18 protein-coding genes are annotated in these 23,539 nt (G+C 52.0%); 11 read left to right on the top strand and 7 right to left on the bottom strand.

Annotated features, from left to right (window positions below; genetic code table 11):
• Nucleotides 1-17: 17 nt before the first annotated feature.
• The 3 genes from torD to torC are packed head-to-tail and all read right to left on the bottom strand — an operon-like array spanning nucleotide 18 to nucleotide 4,281.
• Nucleotides 18-650, bottom strand: a complete 633-nt coding sequence (gene torD, locus E4Z61_RS01860; RefSeq protein ID WP_135321275.1) for a molecular chaperone TorD — start codon at nucleotides 648-650, stop codon at nucleotides 18-20.
• A complete protein-coding gene (torA, locus tag E4Z61_RS01855) occupies nucleotides 640-3,138 on the bottom strand; it encodes a trimethylamine-N-oxide reductase TorA (protein WP_135321274.1) in 2,499 nt (832 codons plus the stop codon). Before torA ends, torD begins: the two co-directional genes overlap by 11 nt.
• A 15-nt stretch (nucleotides 3,139-3,153) precedes the next feature.
• Nucleotides 3,154-4,281 carry a pentaheme c-type cytochrome TorC gene (torC, locus tag E4Z61_RS01850; protein WP_135321273.1) on the bottom strand — a complete coding sequence of 376 codons (1,128 nt, stop codon included), beginning with the start codon at nucleotides 4,279-4,281 and terminating at the stop codon, nucleotides 3,154-3,156.
• A 166-nt stretch (nucleotides 4,282-4,447) separates the two neighbouring features.
• Here torC and pdxR point away from each other — a divergent pair, with 166 nt between their 5' ends.
• Nucleotides 4,448-5,920, top strand: coding sequence for a MocR-like pyridoxine biosynthesis transcription factor PdxR (pdxR, locus tag E4Z61_RS01845; RefSeq protein ID WP_135321272.1), 1,473 nt, complete (start codon nucleotides 4,448-4,450; stop codon nucleotides 5,918-5,920).
• A 46-nt stretch (nucleotides 5,921-5,966) separates the two neighbouring features.
• Here pdxR and uxuA read toward each other — a convergent pair whose 3' ends face one another.
• Nucleotides 5,967-7,157, bottom strand: a complete 1,191-nt coding sequence (uxuA, locus tag E4Z61_RS01840; protein WP_135321271.1) for a mannonate dehydratase — start codon at nucleotides 7,155-7,157, stop codon at nucleotides 5,967-5,969.
• Between the two features lie 202 nt (nucleotides 7,158-7,359).
• Here uxuA and E4Z61_RS01835 point away from each other — a divergent pair, with 202 nt between their 5' ends.
• The 9 genes from E4Z61_RS01835 (at nucleotide 7,360) to yejF (ending at nucleotide 19,024) form a co-directional block, all read left to right on the top strand.
• Nucleotides 7,360-8,826, top strand: coding sequence for a mannitol dehydrogenase family protein (locus E4Z61_RS01835; protein ID WP_135321270.1), 1,467 nt, complete (start codon nucleotides 7,360-7,362; stop codon nucleotides 8,824-8,826).
• 119 nt (nucleotides 8,827-8,945) lie between these two features.
• Nucleotides 8,946-9,932 carry a CobW family GTP-binding protein gene (locus E4Z61_RS01830; RefSeq protein WP_135321269.1) on the top strand — a complete coding sequence of 329 codons (987 nt, stop codon included), beginning with the start codon at nucleotides 8,946-8,948 and terminating at the stop codon, nucleotides 9,930-9,932.
• Between the two features lie 33 nt (nucleotides 9,933-9,965).
• Nucleotides 9,966-10,679: a phosphatase PAP2 family protein gene (locus E4Z61_RS01825; protein WP_135321268.1), complete on the top strand. Its 714-nt coding sequence runs from the start codon at nucleotides 9,966-9,968 to the stop codon at nucleotides 10,677-10,679.
• Between the two features lie 413 nt (nucleotides 10,680-11,092).
• Nucleotides 11,093-11,662: a bifunctional murein DD-endopeptidase/murein LD-carboxypeptidase gene (gene mepS, locus E4Z61_RS01820; RefSeq protein ID WP_135321267.1), complete on the top strand. Its 570-nt coding sequence runs from the start codon at nucleotides 11,093-11,095 to the stop codon at nucleotides 11,660-11,662.
• A gap of 174 nt (nucleotides 11,663-11,836) precedes the next feature.
• Complete coding sequence (locus tag E4Z61_RS01815; RefSeq protein ID WP_135321266.1) at nucleotides 11,837-13,396, top strand: cyclic di-GMP phosphodiesterase; 1,560 nt, start codon at nucleotides 11,837-11,839, stop codon at nucleotides 13,394-13,396.
• A 102-nt stretch (nucleotides 13,397-13,498) separates the two neighbouring features.
• Nucleotides 13,499-15,313, top strand: coding sequence for an extracellular solute-binding protein (locus E4Z61_RS01810; RefSeq protein WP_135321265.1), 1,815 nt, complete (start codon nucleotides 13,499-13,501; stop codon nucleotides 15,311-15,313).
• A complete protein-coding gene (locus E4Z61_RS01805; protein WP_135321264.1) occupies nucleotides 15,314-16,408 on the top strand; it encodes a microcin C ABC transporter permease YejB in 1,095 nt (364 codons plus the stop codon). It abuts the gene before it with no gap.
• The gene (locus E4Z61_RS01800; RefSeq protein WP_135321263.1) at nucleotides 16,408-17,433 is read left to right on the top strand and encodes an ABC transporter permease; all 1,026 of its coding nucleotides are present in this window, start codon (nucleotides 16,408-16,410) and stop codon (nucleotides 17,431-17,433) included. The genes E4Z61_RS01805 and E4Z61_RS01800 overlap by 1 nt, the downstream gene beginning before the upstream one ends.
• A 1-nt stretch (nucleotide 17,434) precedes the next feature.
• The gene (gene yejF, locus E4Z61_RS01795; protein WP_135321262.1) at nucleotides 17,435-19,024 is read left to right on the top strand and encodes a microcin C ABC transporter ATP-binding protein YejF; all 1,590 of its coding nucleotides are present in this window, start codon (nucleotides 17,435-17,437) and stop codon (nucleotides 19,022-19,024) included.
• A 3-nt stretch (nucleotides 19,025-19,027) separates the two neighbouring features.
• Here the strand turns inward: yejF and E4Z61_RS01790 are convergent, their stop codons facing one another.
• The 3 genes from E4Z61_RS01790 to rsuA form a co-directional block, all read right to left on the bottom strand.
• Entirely contained in the window at nucleotides 19,028-19,372 is a 345-nt protein-coding gene (locus E4Z61_RS01790) for a YejG family protein (protein ID WP_029139605.1), read from the bottom strand.
• Nucleotides 19,373-19,700: 328 nt separating this feature from the next.
• The gene (locus tag E4Z61_RS01785) at nucleotides 19,701-20,897 is read right to left on the bottom strand and encodes a Bcr/CflA family multidrug efflux MFS transporter (RefSeq protein WP_135321261.1); all 1,197 of its coding nucleotides are present in this window, start codon (nucleotides 20,895-20,897) and stop codon (nucleotides 19,701-19,703) included.
• 15 nt (nucleotides 20,898-20,912) lie between these two features.
• A complete protein-coding gene (rsuA, locus tag E4Z61_RS01780) occupies nucleotides 20,913-21,620 on the bottom strand; it encodes a 16S rRNA pseudouridine(516) synthase RsuA (protein ID WP_135321260.1) in 708 nt (235 codons plus the stop codon).
• 152 nt (nucleotides 21,621-21,772) lie between these two features.
• Between rsuA and radD the strand changes: the two genes are divergently transcribed.
• The gene (radD, locus tag E4Z61_RS01775) at nucleotides 21,773-23,533 is read left to right on the top strand and encodes a DNA repair helicase RadD (protein ID WP_135321259.1); all 1,761 of its coding nucleotides are present in this window, start codon (nucleotides 21,773-21,775) and stop codon (nucleotides 23,531-23,533) included.
• Nucleotides 23,534-23,539: the final 6 nt, after the last annotated feature.

Here is a 23,539-nt window from a genome sequence, read left to right as displayed (position 1 = left end):
CTGTCCCTTTATCATTTTCAGCGCTGGCTGCTGAGATAAAAATCATCCATCAATAATGATTCCAGATACTGCTCATCCTCGCGCATAAAACTGACAATAACGTTAACCGCCTGAGGATAAAAACCCCCTTCATCCCGATGTAAACAGCTTTCACGCAACAGAGGTGCCCAACACATAATGTGATGATGCAAAAAGTAATATTGGGCAGCGACGCTTTCCTCTTTACCAACCCTCCTCGCCATTAATGCCAGCTGTACCGCAATATGATCGGACGGTTCATTTTCCCGCGCAGCCAACCCCTGCTCAACTAACAATGCGTTCATTTGCCGTCGTTCTTCAGGTGCCGTCGTGTGCGGATAATGCCCAGCATAAGGAGAAACACCGCCCGGAGGCGCCAGTAGAAACAGCGAAGCAAAATCTGCTGCCAGCTCCAGTTGTCGGCTTTCACGCCGCAGTGCCTGCGCCAGACTACGCTCAAAATTTTTGACGTCAGCACTCACCCCAGGTATTCCCGCCAGTGATGTAATCCACTCCCGGCTATCCCCATTCTCCAGGCTGGCTAATTGCTTCTCGTCCAGCTCACGAAACAGCAGTTGCGAAAACCACTGATACACTGCTGCCCGCTGCTGATGAATGTGATTATGCGGCACTGGCTCCCTCCTCTTTAACGGTCTCTGGTCCACCGAATGCCGTAACCTGCGGGGCCTTCTCCTGATAACGTTCAACCTCCACCAGCACGGTATGTGCGGAAGGGCCTTGCGCCAGTTGTGAAGTACCAATATCTGCACTCAGGACATTTGGATCGCCATAGGTGCATAGCGTCCCGGCTTTCCCGCCTTCCTGCGGGGAATACCACGCTCCTTCATGAATGCGGATCACGCCAGGAGTGAAATCCGGGCTAATCACCACGCCTGCCAGCACCTGACCACGAGCATTAAACACGCGGGCGATATCTCCGGCTTTTAAACCGCGTGCGGTTGCATCTTGCTCGCAGATATAGAGCGGTTCCCTGCCGGCCACCGCGTAGGTGTTGCGAAACGCATCACTTGAGCACAACTGCGAGTGCAGGCGTTTATCCGGGTGACAGGATTGCAGATGCAGCGGATATTTATCTGTCTTGCCCTGATGGCTGCGTTCAAACGGCTCCATCCACACCGGGTGTCCTGGACAATCTTCATACTGAAAACCGGCGATGGTTTTACTGTAGATTTCAATAAGCCCTGACGGGGTGCCCAACGGGTTAAGATCCGGCTGGTCGCGGAACTCGCCGTGACGCACCCACGGTTGTCCCACCGGGTATTCAACGTATCCATCCCCTTTCCAGAAGGTGTCAAAGTCCGGCAAGGTGACACCAAGCGATGCGCCCATCTTCACACCTTCATCATAAAGTGCTTGTATCCACTGCATTTCATCGCGGTTTTCACGGTATACCGCCTCTTTATCAAAGCGCTTACACAGCCCGGCAAACACATCAAAGTCGTGCCGTGCTTCATATTGCGGTTTGACCACCTGATGCAGCGCCATCAGCCCTTTGTTCGAATGCGTACCAAACTGCTCAATATCGTTACGCTCAAAGCGCGTGGTGACGGGCAGGACGATATCGGCAAAACGACAGGATGCGGTCCATTGATGATCTAACACCACCACAGTTTCCAGCTTCTTCCACGCCTCGATCATACGGTTGCGATCTTGCTGGGCGTGGAACGGGTTGGCCGCACTGTAAATCGCCATTTTGATGTCAGGCCAGGTTAACGTTTCGCCGTTAAAAGCAATTTTTTTGCCCGGTTCAAGCAAACAGTCGACGATGCGCGAGGTGGGAATATGCTCGGAGACGCCGCGAAAATCCGCTTTATACTTCGCCTCGGGTGGATTGTTAATCCCTCCGAGCCCCGACAGAACAGGCCCGGCCGACGTCACAGTACCGCCGCCATTATAGTGCCAGCCAAATCCTACGCCGCCGCCCGGTAAGCCAATTTGCCCGACCATGCTGGCCAGCACCACCAGCATCCAGGGATACTGTTCGCCATGGTGCATACGCTGTACGCACCAGCCCCCCATAAATTGCGTACGGCCTTTCACCAACAGGCGGGCAAAATCACGAATCTGTTCCGCCGTCAGACCACAGATTTCCGCGGCCCACTCGGCGTTTTTCGGCTGATTGTCAGTTTCCCCCTTCAGGTACGGTAAAAACTGCTCGAAGCCGACGGTGTAATCGTTAATGAACGCGGTGTCGTACAATTTTTCTTCATACAACGTATGTGCGAGCGCCAGCAGCAAAGCGACATCGGTTTGCGGACGCAGCGCCAGCTGTTCAGCACCAAGAAAGTTTTGCGATTTGCTGCGCACCGGATCAACGCTGATGACGCGCATTTTACCCTGTGCCACCGCCTCTTTAATCTGCTGCCAATAGCCGAACGCATCGTGGTCGGGCACCAGGAATTCAATCTGCAAATTCTTAATCGGATCGCAGCCCCACAGTACGATGGTATTAGTATTCTGAATGACCAGCGGCAGCGAGGTTTGCTGCTCATAGACTTCCAGCGAGCCAATCACATGCGGCAAGATGACCTGCGCGGCCGCCGCCGAGTAATCGCCGACGGTGGTGACATAGCTACCGTGCAGGCCGAGCCCCCTGTCCATTGCGCCGCCAGCCTTATGGTACTTGCCCACCATTTGCCAGTCGGCAAGCCCAGTAAATACGCCGGAGGAGCCGTAAGTTTTTTGTACCCGCTCCAGCTCTTCATAAAACAGATCCAGCGCGTGATCCCAACTGACTCGCACAAAACGGTTATCTCCGCGCTGGCTGCGGTCCGATTTTTCACGCTTACGTAACCAGTCCAGCCGAACCATTGGGTAACGGACCCGTGAAGGGTTGTAGACCACTTCACGCACCGCATTCAGCATATCGCACGGGTATTTGTCGTGTTTAAAAGGGCGGGTTTCGGTCCACTCACCGTTGACCACTTTGGCTTCAAAAGCGCCATAATGCGAGCCGGATTGGATCCACTGCTCAGGGTTTTCTCCTGCCGCCCATACTTTTGATATCAGCGGATTCGGCGCCAGCGCACTGGCTGCCCCCACCGCCAGCATACCGGTCAGAAAACGGCGGCGGGACGGATTAAAGTCATGAATATCCATATATTATCCTCTCTGTTATTTGGGATCAGACACATCGCTGGCATGCGTCTGGAGGTATTTCAACAACGTACGTTCTTCCACCGGATTAAGTCGGTAATAGGTCGACATTGCTTTTAGTCCGGCGATCCAGCCATTGGCGGTATAACGGGTGGTTGGCGGTGTGCTGTGGCAGGCACTACAGGTGGATTGCAGCATCTGGTCCGAGTATTCCCACACCGGTGCGATGCTGGTGATAAGTCCCTGAGCAGAGGTCCAGGCGGTCACGCTCACCTGCTGCCACTCTTGATGAGAATCAGGATCAACTTGGGTTTGTAGGACTTTTACGTTAGGCATCAGAGAATCATCAAGGACAGCGGAGAACACGCGTTTACCCATATACTGGGTGATAACACGCCCACGGCCTTTGCTTTCACGCCAGCCCGTCACTTCCAGTTGGATATTGCTGCCCTCTTTTTTCAGCACCCTGACCTCGGTGGCCGGAAATAGCAGCGCTTTCCCTGCCGGGCTCCCTATCGTTGCCGTCAGGGCTTTCTCGCTTAATGAAAACAGCGTGGCCGCATCCGATGGTGTCTCCGCCTGGCGTTGTAGTTGCTTAAAACGGTCGCGAAAGCCACTGCTCATATCGGGCTTGTGATGGGCAATGCCTTTGTGACAGTCAATGCAGTTGCTGTCCTTCGCCGCCGCTGCGGTCATTTGTGCCGCCGCATTTGTCGATTGCTTACCGTGATCCATCGCCTCATAGCTGTGGCAGGATTTACAGGCTGCTGAATTGTTGGCACTCATTCGCGCCCACTCCCGCTGAGCTAACTCCGCCCGCTTTGCGCTAAACTTTTCAGGGGTATCGATAGAAGGCGAAATGAACGTATGGTAGAGGTCGTTTAAAGCTTCCGTTTTGCGGATAAGCGTCGGGACAACTCCCGGTGGAATATGGCAATCCTGACACTCGGCACGCACACCGGATGCATTACGAAAATGTACGCTGGTCTTATATTCCTCCCCCACCGTGCGCATCGAGTGGCACGACAAACAAAACTCAGTGCTGCTGGTGTAATGTACGCCTTGCCACGTTCCCCAAATGGCAAAGGCCATTGCAAAGGCCCCGCCGAATGCGCACCACAGAGCGTTTTTTCTTATCCACGACATACTTGCCTCCATTATTTTAATAGCGACACGCTAAGGGATATTAAAAAAGGAAAATAGAGACACTGGCGACAGAGTATAGGAACAGCGTTCACTCCATGAGGCGAATCAAAATAGTTAAAAACGGAAACTCGTAATATACCGCTATCGTTTTAATAAGGAATTTCTCATGCTGACACTGTCTCTCAACAGAGAAAGTCGTACGCCGCTGCAATTGCAGATTTTTCAGTTTTATTTTCAAGCTATTCAGCAGGGAGATTTGCTGTACGGAGACAAACTCCCCTCTATCCGAGAGCAGGCGCAAGCGATAAACGTGGCCAAAATTACGGTCGTTATGGCGTATGAAAAGCTGATGGCGGCAGGGTTTATTAAGAGCCGAAAAGGCATAGGCTATGAAGTCATATTCACCGCGCCGGTACGCACGACCCCGGCGCACGTACCGGTAGCTCAGGGTTCTCCTCCGGTAAAACCTGAACCTGCAGGGGTTTCCACCGATGTATACAGCGAGATGGGGCGGGAGTTCTATTGCCGGATGGGTGTCCCCGATCCCAACGCCTTTCCCTGGTCAAGTTGGCGAAAGTGGAATAACGCTCCCAGCGTACTTAAAGAGCAATTATTTACCCGATACCATTCACCAAATGGATTATTTTCATTGCGTGAGCAAATGGTCAGATACCTTAATTTATCCCGGGGGATTAATACCCGTGCTGAGAACATCATCATTACCAACGGAATTCAGGAAGGATTATCGCTGCTCAGCCAGATATTTATTATTCATCATGCAGCATGTCAGGAAAAAAAGTGTCATGTTGTGACCGAATCCCCTTGTTATTCTGGCGCATGGCATCTGTTTAATTATTATGGTGCTGACATTACGCCAATCGCCGTGGATAACCTGGGCCTGCGCACTGATCAATTACCCGACTATGCAACCCAACTTTGTTACGTAACGCCCGCGCATCAATACCCGATGGGGAGTGTGCTTTCGCTGGAACGGCGTCTGTCATTACTGACGTGGGCGCAGCGTGTCGGGGCTTACATTATCGAAGATGATTACGATGCCGTTTTTACTTACGGCGCGAATCCCCTTCCCGCGCTGAAAGCCATGGATTATCACGATCGGATTATCTACATGGGGACATTCTCAAAAACGCTGGGGCCGGGGGCACGTCTTGGCTACCTCATTTGTCCTGATGAACTGCTCCCAGCAGTGCAGAATATGAAAGCGTTAAACAACAACGGTAGCCAGTGGTTATTGCAGCAATTTTTAGCTGAATTAATGCAAAATCAGGTGTTTTATACCCACCTCGGTAAATTGGCCTGCAATTACGCGGCACGTCTCGCGCTTCTCCGGGACGGTCTTTCCGCGCTGTTTCCTGATGGCAAAATCGATGGTGCTGCAGCGGGCCTGCACCTTTCTTTACGTGTTGACCGATCGCCCGACATCATCACCACGCTGCAACAGCGCTGTTTGTTGGCAGGTGTGCGCTTTGATACGCTGCAGGACATTGAAAACGGTTCAGAAGAAATCTGGCGCAAGGAGAGCAGCGACGCGGTGATGTTTTTCGGTTTTGGTGGGTTGCAGTTACCGCAGATCAATAAGGTGCTGAGAGTGCTGGAGCAGGCGTTAATTCAGACCTGATGGCTGAACAGGGATCGAGCCACTCGCCCAATCCCTGTTGATGCTATTACAGCAGATCGCGGAACTGCGTTTGTTTCAGCGCCAGCTCAACACCGCGAACTTCTGCCAGCCCTTTCAGACGGCCAATCGCGGAGTAACCCGGGTTGGTTTTCTTGTGCAGATCGTCAAGCATTTGATGCCCATGATCCGGACGCATCGGGATAGGACGCAGATCGCCCGCCTTCTTGCGACGCTGTTCTTCGCTCAGAATGGCAGCCACTACCGATACCATATCCACATCGCCCTGCAGGTGAGCACCTTCATGGAAGGTTTTCGGGTTATCTTCACGGCAGGTCGAACGCAAATGCGTGAAGTGAATACGATCGCCAAAGGTTTCGATCATTTTCACCAGATCGTTATCCGCACGCACGCCGTAGGAACCGGTGCACATGGTGAAACCGTTATAAATACTGTCTACCGTTTCTTTCAGCCACTGCATATCTTCAATGGTGGAAACGATGCGCGGCAAGCCGAGGATCGGACGCGGCGGATCGTCAGGATGCACGGCCAGACGCACGCCGACTTCTTCGGCCACCGGCACAATCGCCCGCAGGAATACGGCCATGTTATTACGCAGGTCATCTTTACTGATACCATCATATTCCGCCAGGCGCGCACGAAACTTATCCAGCGTGTAACCTTCTTCCGCCCCCGGCAGACCGGCGATAATGTTGCGGGTCAGCTTCTCCACCCCGGCTTCGCTCATCGCGTTGAAATAGTCCAGCGCCTGACGCTGTTCTTCAGCGGTGTAATCCGCCTCAGCGCCTGGGCGCTGCAGGATGTGCAGCTCAAAGGCCGCAAAGGCAATCTGATCAAAGCGCAGAGCTTTAGAGCCATCTGGCAACTGATATTCAAGGTCTGTACGCGTCCAGTCGAGGATTGGCATGAAGTTATAACACACGGTATCAATGCCGCAGGTCGCCAGATTACGGATACTCTGCTGATAATTCGCAATCCACGTTTGATACTGTCCGGAGTGCGTTTTGATGTCTTCATGAACGGGGATGCTTTCCACCACCGACCAGGTCAGCCCCTTCTCAGCCAGAATAGCCTGACGCTTTTGAATCTCTTCAACGGGCCACACTTCACCATTGGGAATGTGGTGCAAGGCGGTCACAACACCGGTTGCGCCAGCCTGACGCACATCATCAAGCGATACCGGATCGTTAGGTCCGTACCAACGCCAGGTTTGTTCCATTGCTTCACCTCACAAGTTGTTATACCAAATTAGAATGAGTGTATGACGACTACCATACAGGCCTCGGCTTAATGATCAACATAACGCCCATCATTGATTGATCTAGCTCACATTCCCAGTATAAATAAGGCACACCAATTTAACTTGTTGTCATATAACTTTATACTGCCATTGTTAATTAATGGTTAATCAGGTGTGTGTAATGAAGACTATTGCCACGGCTCCACTCCCGGAAAATGTACGGATACCGCAGTACGATCGCCAACAGTTAAAATCACGGATCGTGCATTTTGGTTTCGGTGCTTTTCACCGTGCTCATCAGGCATTATTAACCGACAAGGTGCTCAATACGCAGGGAGGAGACTGGGGAATTTGTGAGATTAGCCTGTTCAGCGGCGACAGGCTGATGGGTCAGCTTCGCGAGCAGGATCATCTGTATACCGTGTTAGAAAAAGGCCCGAACGGTAATCAACCGATCGTGATCGGTGCCGTTAACGAATGCCTGAACGCCTCGCTTGATTCGCTGGCGGCTATTATTGAAAAATTCTGTGAACCTCAGGTGGCGATTGTGTCGTTAACCATCACGGAAAAAGGCTACTGTATTGATCCGGCTACAGGATCGCTTGATCTCGCTAACCCGCGCATTGTTCATGATTTACACTCGCCGGATGAGCCCCACTCAGCACCGGGAATTATTGTCGAAGCCCTGCATCGCCGCCGCGAACGCGGGCTTCCGCCGTTTACCGTACTCTCTTGCGATAACATCCCGGACAACGGTCATGTAGTGAAAAACGCGGTTCTGGGAATGGCGCAAAAACGCTCATCTGAACTGGCAACGTGGATACAAGAGCAAGTCAGTTTTCCGGGCACCATGGTGGACAGGATTGTCCCTGCCGCAACCGAAGAGTCGCTGAATGAAATAGCCCATGAACTGGGCGTAGCCGACCCCTGTGGCATCAGCTGCGAACCGTTTATCCAGTGGGTGATTGAGGACAATTTTGTTGCCGGTCGCCCACAGTGGGAAACTGCCGGTGTTCAGATGGTTGACGACGTGTTGCCGTGGGAACAGATGAAACTACGGATGCTGAACGGCAGCCACTCATTTTTGGCCTATCTTGGCTATCTGGCCGGATTTCACCACATCAGTGATTGCATGCAGGACAATGCCTTTCGTGAAGCGGCTTACCGCCTGATGATGACGGAGCAAGCCCCCACGCTGCGTATCACTAACGTCGATTTACCCCAGTATGCCGAAAGCCTGCTGGAACGCTTTGCCAATCCGGCGCTGAAGCACAAGACCTGGCAAATCGCGATGGACGGCAGCCAAAAATTACCGCAGCGAATGCTGGAAGGGATCCGCGTTCATTTAGCGCGGAAAAGCGACTGGCCTCTGCTGGCACTCGGCGTCGCAGGCTGGATGCGCTACGTGAGCGGCGTGGATGATGCGGGAACAGCCATTGATGTACGCGATCCGATGAGTGAGAAAATTGGCGCTCTTGTTGACCAAAGCACAGAATCAGATCGCGTCAGCGCCCTGCTTTCCTTGCACGAGATTTTTGCCACCGACCTGGTGCAGAACCCGCACTTTGTCGAGGCTATTGAGCAGGCCTGGCAACGTATTGCCCAATACGGCGCGCATCAGGCCGTCATACAGATGTTAAAAAATTAACGATTTCTGCCATTAAACAGGACGAAGCACGTCTTCGTCCTCTCACCCCTTCTCTTTTTCCCTGTTTTTCGCCAGGATTGTTAAATGCCATTACGGTAATTTATGTTTCTGGAGTAAATGTGACTAAAACCAATCTCATCACCGGTTTTCTCGGCAGTGGCAAAACCACCTCTATTCTTCATCTATTGGCGAACAAAGATCCCGCCGAAAAGTGGGCCGTACTGGTCAATGAGTTTGGCGAGGTGGGTATTGACGGCGCCCTGCTGGCCGATAGCGGCGCGTTGCTGAAAGAGATCCCCGGTGGCTGCATGTGTTGTGTTAACGGTTTACCGATGCAGGTGGGCCTCAATACATTGCTGCGTCAGGGCAAGCCTGACCGGTTACTGATCGAACCGACCGGTCTCGGGCATCCAAAACAGATTCTGGATTTACTCACCGCCCCGGTTTACGAACCGTGGATCGATCTGCGCGCCACGCTCTGTATCCTCGACCCTCGCCTGCTACTGGATGAAAAAAGCGTAGCCAATGAGAATTTCCGCGATCAGCTGGCTTCAGCCGACGTTATCGTCGCCAACAAAATCGATCGCGCCACGACAGAAAGTGAAAATGCCCTGCAAACCTGGTGGCAGCACAACGGCGGTAACCGTCAGTTGGTTCACGCCGATCACGGGCACATTGACGGGCAGTTACTGGATTTACCACGGCTGAATCTGGCGGCGCTTCCCGCAAGTGCTGCGCACGCCCATCAGCATGCCGACAAAAAGGGGCTGGGGGCACTAAGCCTGCCGGCACAGCAACGCTGGCGTCGTAGCCTGAACAGCGGCCAGGGGCATCAGGCCTGCGGCTGGATTTTTGATGCCGATACCGTGTTCGATACCATCGGTCTGCTGGAATGGTCGCGCCTTGCCCCGGTTGGGCGCGTAAAGGGCGTCATGCGAATCAAAGAAGGATTAGTGCGCATCAACCGTCAGGGCGATGACTGGCACATTGAGACGCAAAACGTCGCGCCACCGGACAGCCGGATTGAGCTTATCTCCGACACCGAGACTGACTGGAACACGTTACAGAGTGCATTGTTGAAGCTTCGTTTAGATGTTAACGCGTAAGGTTGCCTGCGATTTTGGCAATGGTGAACGACGATGAAAACCCGATACCCTCTTATCCTTCTGCTTAATATTGCAGGCTTGGCGCTGTTTCTGTCCTGGTATATTCCGGCCGGACACGGGTTCTGGTCTTCACTGGATACGGGCATCTTCCGCTTCTTCAATCAGAAATTGGTCGAAAGCCCACTGTTCCTGTGGGTTGTGGCTATCACCAATAACCGGGCATTTGATGGCTGCTCGTTGCTGGCAATGGGTGCACTGATGCTGCACTTTTGGCTGAAAGAAACATCGGAAGGTCGCCGACGCATTGTGGCTATTGGCCTGGTCATGCTGCTCACCGCAGTGGTATTAAATCAGTTGGGCCAGGCGCTTATTCCGGTCAAACGTGCCAGCCCGACGCTGATGCTTGATAATATTCATCGCGTCAGCGAGTTGCTGCATATTCCGACCAAAGATGCGTCAAGAGACAGCTTCCCTGGCGATCACGGCATGATGCTGCTTATTTTTTCCGCATTTATGCTGCGTTATTTCGGAAAAGTCGCAGGATTAATCGGCCTTATTATCGCTGTGGTTTTTGCATTCCCGCGAGTAATGATTGGTGCTCACTGGCTTACCGATATCGTGGTGGGTTCCATGACCGTCGTATTGATTGGCCTGCCCTGGTGGCTCATGACGCCATTAAGCGACCGGCTGGTCACTTTGTTTACGAATTACCTCCCCGGCAAAAACAAACATTTTTTAAACAAATAACGCATAGTAATTAACATTATCAGAGACGCTTCTGATTCTCTGATAATGTTTGTCACTGATACATCATTAAAACTGTCATTCTCCTGTCATCTTATTCATGTTTTAAATGAATGAATTGCATGTTTTTTACCCTAATCGCTCTTAATTTAATCAATGCCGTTTATTCACTTTCTGTATCACTTTTTCTTATAAGAAATCACATAAAATCACTCGCAATGACTGTAGCGATCGGGTAATCTCGAACACGTTTTGCCTCGCGGGATAATTATTCTCTATACGAATAAATTTGTGCGTTCTGCCACAGATTTGACCATAAAGAATTGTCTCATCGTGCGTAGGTAATTAGTCTCGTCACGTTTGGCATTTTTTATAACGATATTTATCGTTAAGGACTTCAAGGGAAAACAAACAACATGGTCAAATCTCAACCGATTTTGAGATATATCTTGCGGGGCATACCCGCGATAGCAGTTGCGGTTCTGCTTTCTGCATGTAGCACAACGAACACCGCCAAGAATATGCATTCTGAGACGCATGCTGTGGGCAATAGAGATAACTCTTCACTGCAAGCCTCTCAGGATGAATTTGAAAATATGGTACGTAATATCGATGTTAAATCGCGTATTATGGACCAGTATGCTGACTGGAAAGGCGTGCGTTACCGCCTTGGCGGCAGCACCAAAAAAGGAATTGATTGTTCAAGCTTTGTACAACGTACATTCCGTGAACAATTTGGTTTAGAGCTTCCTCGCTCAACCTATGAACAACAGGAAACGGGTAAATCCGTTTCGCGCACAAATCTGCGCACCGGCGATCTGGTTCTGTTCCGTGCTGGCTCTACGGGCCGTCACGTCGGTATTTATATCGGTAACAACCAGTTTGTACATGCCTCTACCAGCAGCGGCGTTGTTATTTCCAGCATGAACGAGCCGTACTGGAAAAAACGTTACAACGAAGCCCGCCGGGTTCTGAGCCGTAGTTAATTCGTTTGGCAGCTATCCCTTGGCTATCCTGATGAGACAAATCAAAAGCACTGCTTAGGCGGTGCTTTTTGCTTTCTGCTTTCTGTCGCGGACTAAGAAAAATCTCACAATCTGAGTCATTCCAGGTTATATTCTTACAGATTAAGCGGTTACTCCTGGTTAACTTAAGGGCCTATGTTCAAACGTACCTCTTCTTCCGGCCGAAAACTTCTGCTCACCTGCATTTTAACGGGGATAATCGTCGCATTACTCGTTAGTAGCCTGCAATTTTTCATGTCATGGCACCAACGAAACGCTAAGTACGAAACGCTAACGTCTAACATACAAAACTATATTGAAAGTTTCTTCACTGACCTCGAAAACACCACGAACGCTCTGCAACCTCTGATAAAAGAAAACTGTTCACAAGTCTCCGCTCAACTCACCTCCAGCGCGGCATTCAGCCTGAACGTTCGTGCCTTTTTACTGGTAAAAGACGGCATCGCTTTCTGCTCCTCAGCAACCGGGCCAATGGATTCACCAATCAAGCAACTGGTTCCCAATCTTGATATTACTAAAAATATCGATATGGACTTACAATCCGGCACACCAATGATGCCGAATAAACCAGCAATAATGATTTGGTATCAAAATCCTTCTCTGAAAAACAGTGGTGTTTTTACCACCCTGAATATCAACCTGGCTCCCTATCTCCTCTATAGCGCCAGACAGGATGATTTCAACGGCGTGGCTCTCATCATCAATAACACAGCTATCTCGACGTTTTCCAGACAATTAGTCCCCGCGACCGATCTCCCTGACACCCCATCACATAGTGCGGTTCTTACTAAATTGCCGCTGGAAGTACGCTTTTACGCTGATGCTTGGTCGTATAAAGACGTCGGATATGCCGTAATGTTGGGATGTATGCTGGGGATTATCGCTGCCCTCCTTCTCTGGTATTACATCTACGCTATCCGTTTGCGCCCTGGGAAAGATATCCTGACCGCCATCAAGCACAATCAGTTTTATGTGGTCTACCAGCCGGTAGTGGAGATGCAGACGCTGGAGGTCAAAGGTGTAGAAATCCTGTTACGCTGGCATCATCCGACAACAGGCGAGATCCCGCCAGATGCCTTTATTCACTACGCCGAATCACAGCAAATGATTGTGCCGCTCACGCAGCATCTCTTTAAGCTGGTGGCCCGCGACGCCCCTACCCTGCAAAAAGTGCTCCCCAAAGGCGCAAAACTGGGGATTAATATCGCGCCAACGCATCTGCACGGTGAAAGCTTTAAAGAAGATATTCAGAATCTGAGCACCACTCTACCCGCACACTATTTTCAGATAGTGCTGGAAATCACTGAGCGGGATATGCTCGATCAACACGAGGCATCCAAATTATTTGAATGGCTGCATTCTGCCGGGTTCGAAATTGCCATTGATGATTTCGGCACCGGTCATAGTGCACTTATCTATCTGGAACGCTTTACGGTTGATTACCTGAAAATCGATCGCGGGTTTATCAATGCCATTGGTACAGAGACCCTGACGTCGCCGGTACTGGATGCCGTGTTGACACTCTCCAGACGCCTTAATATGCTGACAGTTGCTGAAGGGGTAGAAACGCAGGAACAAGCCCGATGGCTGCGCGATCGCGGGGTGCATTTTTTCCAGGGGTTCTGGGTCAGTCGCCCTCTAAAGCTGGCTGATTTCGTACGCTGGATGGCTAAACCCGATATGCCAAAGTGGTGATCGCACTGTGTGATGCGCTATGCGCTATACTAGCCGGCACATCCTTGAGGGCGTGGACATGATGTCCGTCGGCTGGTGACAAGATAAGGAAACCACTTGCATATGATCGCTCGCGTACTGCTGCTATTTTTCGCCGTCATCGGTTTTAGCGCTCAGGCTCAGTCCATCAAAGAAAGCTATGCGTTTTCCGTACTGGGCGAACCCAAGTACGCGTTCAATTTTACTCACTTCGACTATGTAAACCCCGCGGCCCCCAAAGGGGGACAAATTACGCTCTCATCTATCGGCACCTTCGATAATTTCAACCGCTATTCAATGCGCGGCAATCCAGGGGCCCGTACCGAATCACTTTACGATGCCCTGTTTACCACTTCCGATGATGAACCCGGCAGCTACTACCCGCTCATCGCCGACAGCGCACGCTACGCTGACGACTATTCATGGGTCGAAATCGCTATCAACCCGCGCGCGCATTTTCACGATGGGTCGCCGATCACCGCCCGCGACGTCGCCTTTACCTTCCACAAATTCATGACCGAAGGTGTGCCACAGTTTCGTCTGGTATACAAAGGAACGACCGTCAAAGCGATCGCGCCGTTAACTGTACGTATTGAGTTAGCCAAGCCAGGCAAAGAGGACATGCTCAGCCTATTCTCATTACCGGTGATGCCAGAGAAATACTGGAAAGATCACAAACTCAGCGATCCGTTGTCATCTCCTCCACTTGCCAGCGGACCTTACCGCATCACCCAGTGGAAAATGGGGCAGTATATTGTCTATTCGCGCGTCAAAGATTACTGGGCCGCTAACCTGCCAGTTAATCGCGGACGCTGGAACTTTGATACCATCCGCTATGACTATTACCTTGATGATAACGTGGCCTTTGAAGCGTTTAAGGCCGGGGCATTTGACCTGCGTCTCGAGAACGATGCCAAAAACTGGGCAACACGTTACACCGGCAAGAACTTCGCTAAACATTACATCGTCAAAGCTGAACAAAAAAATGAATCGGCGCAGGATACGCGCTGGTTAGCGTTTAACATCCAGCGTCCGGTGTTCAACGACCGGCGTGTACGTGAGGCGATCACGCTGGCCTTTGATTTTGAATGGATGAACAAGGCGTTGTTTTATAATGCCTGGAGCCGGACGAACAGCTATTTCCAAAATACCGAGTATGCCGCCAAAAATTACCCCGATGCGGATGAACTGGTGTTACTCGCCCCGATGAAAAAAGATCTGCCTCCGGAGGTCTTCAGCCAAATCTATCAGCCACCCACGTCAAAAGGCGATGGTTACGATCGTGAAAACCTGCTGAAGGCCAGTACTCTACTGGAAAAAGCGGGATGGGTACTGAAGGGCCAACAGCGAGTCAACAGCATCAGCGGCAAAGCGCTGACCTTTGAACTGCTGCTTCCGGCTGGCAGTAACAGCCAATGGGTATTGCCATTCCAGCACAACCTGCAGCGGCTGGGCATTACGATGAACATCCGCCAGGTCGATAACTCGCAAATCACTAACCGCCTGCGTAACCGCGACTATGACATGATGCCAAGACTGTATCGTGCAATGCCGTGGCCAAGTTCGGATCTGCAAATACTGTGGGCCTCCGAATATATTGATTCCAGCTATAACGCCCCCGGCGTGCAAAGCCCCGTCATCGATAAACTGATTAGCCAGATCATTGCGGCACAGGGTAATAAAGAAAAACTTATCCCGCTGGGACGGGCGCTGGACAGGGTGTTGACCTGGAATTATTACATGTTGCCGATGTGGTTTATGGCCGAAGACCGGCTGGCATGGTGGGATAAATTTTCACAGCCTGCCGTTCGCCCGATTTATACCATTGGCATAGAAAACTGGTGGTATGACGTCAACAAAGCGGCAAAGCTTCCCGCCGCCAGACGACAAGGGGAATAAATGGGCGCGTATCTGTTTAGGCGGCTACTGCTGGTGATCCCGACGCTCTGGGCAATCATTACCATCAACTTTTTTATCGTGCAGATCGCCCCCGGCGGTCCGGTCGAGCAGGCCGTCGCCGCCATTGAATTCGGGCAAAGTGGCGCGTTGCCGGGCGCAGGCAGTGAAGGCGTTCGTGCCAGCCACGCGCAAACCGGCGTCGGGAATATTAGCGACAGTAATTATCGCGGTGGCCGGGGACTGGATCCGGAAGTGATCGCCGAGATCACCCGTCGCTACGGATTCGATAAGCCAATTCACGAACGTTACTTCAAGATGCTCTGGGATTATATTCGCTTCGATTTTGGCGACAGCCTGTTTCGTAGCGCGTCGGTGCTCACGTTAATCAAAGACAGCCTGCCCGTGTCCGTCACGCTGGGATTATGGAGCACGCTTATCATCTATCTGGTGTCGATCCCGCTGGGGATCCGCAAAGCGGTGTACAACGGCAGCCGCTTTGACGTGTGGAGCAGCGCATTTATTATCATCGGCTATGCCATCCCCGCCTTCCTGTTCGCCATTTTATTGATCGTCTTCTTTGCCGGCGGCAGCTATTACGACCTCTTCCCGCTACGCGGTCTGGTTTCCGCCAATTTTGACGCCCTGCCGTGGTATCAGAAAATCACCGATTATCTGTGGCATATTACCCTACCGGTACTGGCAACGGTGGTTGGCGGGTTTGCCGCACTAACAATGCTGACCAAAAACTCCTTTCTGGATGAGGTTCGCAAACAGTATGTCGTCACCGCGCGAGCCAAAGGCGTTAGCGAGAAAAATATTTTGCGCAAACACGTATTTCGCAACGCCATGCTGCTGGTGATTGCCGGTTTTCCAGCCACGTTTATCAGCATGTTCTTCACCGGCTCGCTGCTGATAGAAGTAATGTTCTCGCTAAATGGGCTTGGATTGCTGGGCTATGAATCGACCGTGTCACGCGACTATCCGGTGATGTTTGGCACACTCTATATCTTCACTCTGATTGGCCTGCTGCTCAATATCCTCAGCGATATCAGCTATACGCTGGTCGATCCTCGTATTGATTTTGAGGGACGCTAATGTCGCGATTAAGCCCCGTCAATCAGGCCCGCTGGGCGCGTTTTCGCCATAATCGCCGCGGCTACTGGTCGTTGTGGATTTTTCTGCTGCTGTTCGGCCTCAGCCTGTGCTCCGAGCTGATTGCCAATGATAAACCGCTGCTGGTGCGCTATGACGGCAGTTGGTATTTTCCATTGGTCAAAAACTACAGTGAAAGTGACTTCGGCGGCCCGTTAGCCACCAAAGCAGATTATCAGGATCCGTGGTTGCAGCAGCGTCTGGAAAGCCAGGGGTGGATCCTGTGGGCACCTGTGCGCTTTGGTGCCACCAGCATCAACTTTTCTACCGACACGCCCTTCCCTTCTCCACCGTCTGCACAAAACTGGCTGGGTACGGATGCCAACGGTGGTGACGTACTGGCGCGCATCCTCTACGGGACCCGCATTTCCATCCTGTTTGGTTTGATGTTAACCCTGTGTTCCAGCGTCATGGGCGTCATGGCCGGTGCGCTACAGGGGTATTACGGCGGAAAGATGGACCTGTGGGGACAGCGTTTCATTGAAGTCTGGTCCGGCATGCCGACACTGTTTTTGATAATCCTGCTCTCAAGCGTCGTTCAACCCAACTTCTGGTGGTTATTGGCAATTACGGTGCTGTTTGGCTGGATGAGCCTTGTTGGTGTCGTACGCGCGGAGTTTTTACGTACGCGAAATTTTGATTATATCCGTGCCGCACAGGCGCTCGGCGTGAGCGATCGCGGCATTATCCTGCGCCACATGCTGCCGAATGCGATGGTTGCCACCCTGACCTTTTTGCCGTTTATTTTATGTAGCTCAATTACCACGCTCACCTCGCTGGATTTTCTGGGGTTCGGCTTACCACTCGGTTCCCCGTCGCTGGGAGAGTTGCTGTTGCAGGGTAAAAACAACTTACAGGCACCGTGGCTTGGGATCACCGCATTCGTATCGGTAGCCCTGTTGTTATCGCTGCTGATCTTCATTGGTGAAGCAGTACGCGACGCGTTTGATCCCAACAAGGCGGTATAAGATGACGCAATCTCTGTTAGCCATTGACAATTTATCGGTCGGTTTTCGCCACCAGGGTACCGTGCGTACCGTGGTGAATACGCTTTCTTTGCAAGTAGATGCTGGGCAAACCCTGGCGCTGGTAGGCGAGTCCGGCTCCGGAAAAAGCGTCACCGCACTCTCGATTTTACGTTTGCTCCCCACACCTCCTGTGGTCTACCTTGCCGGTGATATCCGCTTTAAAGGGGAATCATTACTCCACGCCAGCGAGCAAACGCTACGCGGCGTGCGGGGCAATAAAATCGCCATGATTTTCCAGGAACCAATGGTGTCACTTAACCCGCTGCACACCCTGGAAAAACAGCTCTATGAGGTGCTGTCGCTGCATCGGGGAATGCGTCGGGAAGCCGCACGGGCAGAGATTTTGACCTGTCTGGATCGCGTCGGGATCCGCCAGGCCGCCAAACGCCTGGCGGATTATCCACACCAGCTTTCCGGTGGCGAGCGCCAGCGCGTGATGATAGCTATGGCGCTGCTCACACGCCCTGAATTGCTGATCGCCGACGAGCCTACCACCGCATTGGATGTTTCCGTGCAGGCACAAATCTTACAACTGCTGCGCGAACTCCAGCGCGAGCTGAATATGGGCCTGCTGTTCATCACCCATAATCTCAGTATCGTGAAAAAGCTGGCGGACACCGTTGCGGTGATGCAAAACGGTCAGTGCGTTGAGCAAAATCGTGCCGCGTTGCTGCTCTCTGCGCCAACGCATCCCTACACGCAGAGACTATTAAACAGTGAGCCTTCTGGCGATCCGGTGCCTTTACCCGCCGGAGAATCGCCCTTGCTGGAAGTGGAGCAACTTCGCGTCGCTTTTCCTATCCGTAAAGGGCTTCTTAAGCGCGTGGTGGACCATAACGTGGTGGTCAACAACGTCAGCTTTACGTTAAAGCCGGGGGAAACCTTGGGTTTGGTCGGCGAATCAGGCTCGGGGAAAAGTACTACCGGTCTGGCTCTACTGAGGCTCATCGCCTCACAAGGACGCATTGTGTTCGACGGTCTGGCACTGCACACCTTAAATCGTCGCCAGCTGTTGCCGATACGCCACCGCATTCAGGTTGTCTTTCAGGACCCTAACTCGTCGCTGAACCCGCGCCTGAGCGTGTTACAGATTATTGAGGAGGGACTACGCGTTCACCAGCCAGCGCTATCCGCCGAACAACGCGAAGCGCAGGTAAAATCGGTGATGGCAGAAGTGGGTCTGGATAGCGAAACACGACATCGTTATCCTGCGGAGTTTTCCGGTGGTCAGCGTCAACGTATTGCAATTGCCAGAGCGCTGATTTTAAAACCATCGCTGATCATTCTGGATGAACCAACGTCGTCACTCGACAGAACCGTACAAGCGCAAATCCTGACGTTGCTTAAGTCATTACAACAGAAACATCGCCTGGCCTATATTTTCATCAGCCACGATTTGCATGTAGTACGCGCGTTATGCCATCAGGTTATTGTGCTACGGCAAGGAGAGGTCGTGGAGCAGGGGCAATGCGAGCACGTATTTAACGCGCCACAACAGGCCTATACGCGTCAGCTGCTCGCGCTAAGCTGACGCTCAAAATGGATTGTTGTTTGAAAAAGGCTCTGCGATGGCTACGCCGAAATTTTTCAGTCTGCAGGTCGCCGCAAATTCATCCTGACGGTTCACAAACAGACACGGCTCCCCTTCGCATTCCAGCACGGAACACGGGACTTCAATGTCGCTCAACGCCTGGCTGAGTTTATGCATCACCGACCACGCGCTATCGCCGTCCGGGCTAAGCAATTTAAGGGCCACCAGACTGTTTTCATTGCTCTGACCGTTTTGCGGAATCGGTTCAACTTTTGAACCTGCGAAACCCACCGACCAGCGATAGCACTGCGGCAGACGATGAACGATTGAGAGTTGTAATGTCATCACTTTCTTTCCCTGGAAGTACAATCACTTCACAATTATTTTACATCAATATTAACACATCATTGACAACACGTCTTTAGACAGTTCGTAAACGTTTACACCCTGTCCTTATGCCACTTTCAGAACCCAGTATTTAAATTTATTCAACAGTTCTGGCATATTTCCGGGCTATATGTACGCGTTTCTGCGATCTAACTCAACCTTTTTAACTACAATGATGTGACTTTTTACATAAATTGATTTTACATAAAATAAACATTGCTGGGGGGAATGATAGATTTGGGGTTGATGTACATCAACTCTGGAAGCCTTATGGCCTCCAGGTTGTGTATTAGATCACCGTTTTTTTGGCACGGCTTGCGTAGAGATAGAAAAGAATTGAACAGGTCGCACAAAATGCAATCGTCCAGATCATCGGCCACGCCGAGTTAAAGGTCGCCAGTGACAGCAGTGCGCCAACAATCGCGCCAATGCCAAAACGGAAAGTTCCCGCCAGCGATGACGCTGTTCCGGCCATATGCGGAAACTCATCGAGGATCACTGCCATCGCGTTAGATGACACCATCGATACGCATCCGACAAACGCCGCAACGCCGGCCACCAGCGCCCAGAAGCCTACCCCGAACAGCGCGCTAAATACCATCCAACCCGCCATCACAAACTGGATCCACAGCCCGGTGCGGAACATATTCAATGCCCCAACCCGACGAACAAAGCGGCTGTTGATAATGGTCATCACAAACAGGAAAACGATGTTCAGCGCAAAGTAATAGCCGAAATTCTGCGGTGAAACATGGTTGATCTCAATGTAGACAAAGGGACCGGCACTGAGAAATGAGAACATCCCGGCAAAGCTAAACCCGCTGGCCAGCATATAACTCAATACACGTTTATGGCGAAACAGCGAGGCGAAATTGCCCATTGTGGTGCGTAAGCGAAACGGCTGACGTCGCTCAACGGGCAAAGTTTCTTTGATAAGCGTAAAGATCATCACCGAAGCCAGGATCGCCGCCACGGCCAGGATCCAAAAGATGTAGTGCCAGCTTAACCAAACCAGCACCCAGCCCCCGACAATCGGCGCCAGTAGCGGTGCAATTGTCGTGACCAGCATGACGAAGGACATCATGCGTGAAAACTCTTCTTTCGGATAAATATCACGCATCAGGGCGTTGATCACCACGCTCGCCGCCGCAGCTGCCAGGCCATGGAAGAAACGCATAGTGATCAATTGATCGATAGTTTGTGCCAGCGCGCAGGCGACTGCCGCCGCCGCAAACACCAGCGTTCCCCCCAGAATCACCGGCTTACGCCCAATGCTGTCTGCCATGGGGCCGTAGATCAACTGCCCCACCGCAAACCCCAGAATATAAGTACTGAGGGTCATTTGCGCACTACCCGCAGGCACGCCAAACTGAGCAGAGATCACCGGCAGCGCCGGAAGATACATATCAATCGACAACGGCATTAACATGGCCAACAAGCCAAGGATAAAAACAATGGCAATTGAAGAGTTCTGCCGGGTGGTCACATTTAGCTCCTGAAATTAACGAGGGGTTAAGTTAACGCTGGCGATTTCTTCTTCGGTCAAGGGACGGTATTCACCGGGCGCAAGATCGTCATCAAGCTTGATGGCGCCGATTCGCTCACGGTGCAGTTCCACAACGTGGTTACCCACAGCGGCAAACATACGCTTAACCTGATGATAGCGCCCTTCGCTGATGGTCAAACGCACCTGCGTTGGTGTAATAACTTCCAGCACCGCCGGTTTCGTCAGATCTTTCTCGTTATGCAACTGTACGCCACGAGTAAACTGTTCGGCGGTATCTTCCGCCACCGGTGATTCCAGCGTCACCAGATAGGTTTTTTCACAATGGTGACGCGGCGAGGTGATGCGGTGTGACCACTGACCATCATCGGTCATCAGTACCAGTCCGGTGGTGTCGATATCCAGACGCCCTGCCGCATGCAGCTTGTGCGCGACAGGCTCATCAAGGAAATAGAGCACCGTCGGGTGATCCGGATCTTCCGTTGAACACACATAGCCCTGAGGTTTATTGAGCATAAAATAGCGTGGGCCATTTTGCTGAGCCAGTGAATTGCCGTCGTATTCGACGTCATGTTCTGGCAACAGTTTAAACGCGGAATTTCTGACGATTTCGCCATCGACGGTAACACGGTTACCACGGATTTCACGCCCGGCAATAGCGCGGCTGACGCCGAGTTGCTGAGCGATAAATTTATCAAGTCGCATGAGTGTGATTTTGCCTGTAACAATACGGGAATCGAGCGTTATGCCCGAAAAGTGGAGCCGTTTTCCGCTCAGTATAGCGGGCTAACAACTTCCCTCAAGAGAAAAAGATTCGTGGCATACTATTCGTTGTTATTGCCTACCGTAGTGAGACCATGACTTTTACACTTCGTCCTTACCAAAAAGAAGCCGTGGATGCCACGCTCAACCATTTTCGCCACCACCGCACGCCTGCGGTCATCGTTCTGCCAACCGGGGCAGGTAAAAGCCTGGTCATTGCCGAACTGGCACGCGTGGCGCGCGGACGTGTATTAGTGCTGGCGCATGTAAAAGAACTGGTCGCGCAGAACCATGCCAAATACAGCGCACTGGGGCTTGAAGCCGATATTTTTGCCGCCGGTCTGAATAAAAAAGAGAGCCACGGGAAAGTGGTTTTCGGTAGCGTACAGTCGGTGGCACGTAATTTGGACGCGTTTCAGGGAGAGTTTTCCCTGCTCATCGTCGATGAATGTCATCGTATTGGTGACGACGAAGAGAGCCAATATCAGCAAATCCTGACTCACCTGACTCACGTCAATCCTCACATACGTCTGCTCGGGCTTACCGCCACGCCTTTTCGCCTCGGCAAAGGCTGGATTTACCATTTTCATTATCACGGCATGGTACGCGGCGATGAAAAAGCGCTATTTCGCGACTGTATTTACGAGTTGCCGCTGCGCTACATGATTAAACACGGCTATCTAACGCCGCCCGAGCGCCTCGACATGCCGGTCGTCCAATATGACTTCAGCCGCCTGCAGGCACAGAGTAATGGTTTGTTCAGCGAAGCCGACCTTAACCATGAGCTGAAAAAACAGCAGCGGATAACGCCGCATATCATCAGCCAGATTGTCGAGTTTGCCGAGACGCGTAAAGGCGTCATGATTTTCGCCGCTACCGTGGAGCACGCTAAAGAGATTGTTGGCCTGCTGCCTGCTGATGATGCCGCACTGATCACCGGCGACACGCCAGGCGCTGAGCGAGATGTGTTGATTGAAGACTTCAAAGCCCAGCGTTTTCGCTATCTGGTCAACGTGGCCGTGTTGACGACCGGCTTCGATGCACCGCATGTCGACCTCATCGCCATTCTGCGCCCTACTGAGTCAGTCAGTCTGTACCAACAAATCGTCGGGCGTGGACTGCGCCTTGCTCCGGGAAAAACAGATTGCCTGATTCTCGACTACGCAGGTAACCCTCATGATCTGTACTCCCCGGAAGTAGGCGCGCCAAAAGGGAAAAGCGACAACGTCCCGGTGCAGGTATTCTGCCCTGCCTGCGGGTTTGCTAACACCTTCTGGGGAAAGACTGCAGCCGATGGCACGCTGATCGAACACTTTGGCCGCCGCTGCCAAGGGTGGTTTGAAGATGATGATGGTCATCGCGAACAGTGTGATTTCCGTTTTCGTTTTAAAAACTGTCCGCAGTGCAATGCAGAAAATGACATTGCCGCTCGCCGCTGTCGGGAATGCGATACCGTGCTGGTCGATCCGGACGATATGCTGAAAGCGGCGCTCAGGCTCAAGGATGCGCTGGTCCTGCGCTGTAGCGGTATGGCGTTACAACATGGTCAGGATGACAAAGGCGAATGGCTGAGAATTACCTATTATGACGAGGATGGTGCCGACGTCAGCGAACGTTTTCGCTTGCACACGCCCGCACAGCGCACTGCATTTGAACAACTGTTTATTCGCCCGCACACCCGAACGCCCGGCATCCCTTTACGCTGGATAACCGCCGCCGATATCCTGGTACAGCAGGCGCTGTTGCGCCATCCCGATTTCGTTGTCGCACGAATGAAAGGCCAGTACTGGCAGGTACGTGAAAAGGTCTTCGATTACGAAGGTCGCTTCCGACGGGCACATGAATTACGCGGTTAATCGTAC

This window comes from Citrobacter tructae (assembly GCF_004684345.1).
Lineage (GTDB): Bacteria > Pseudomonadota > Gammaproteobacteria > Enterobacterales > Enterobacteriaceae > Citrobacter > Citrobacter tructae.
This window is presented reverse-complemented; position numbering and strand designations above follow the sequence as displayed.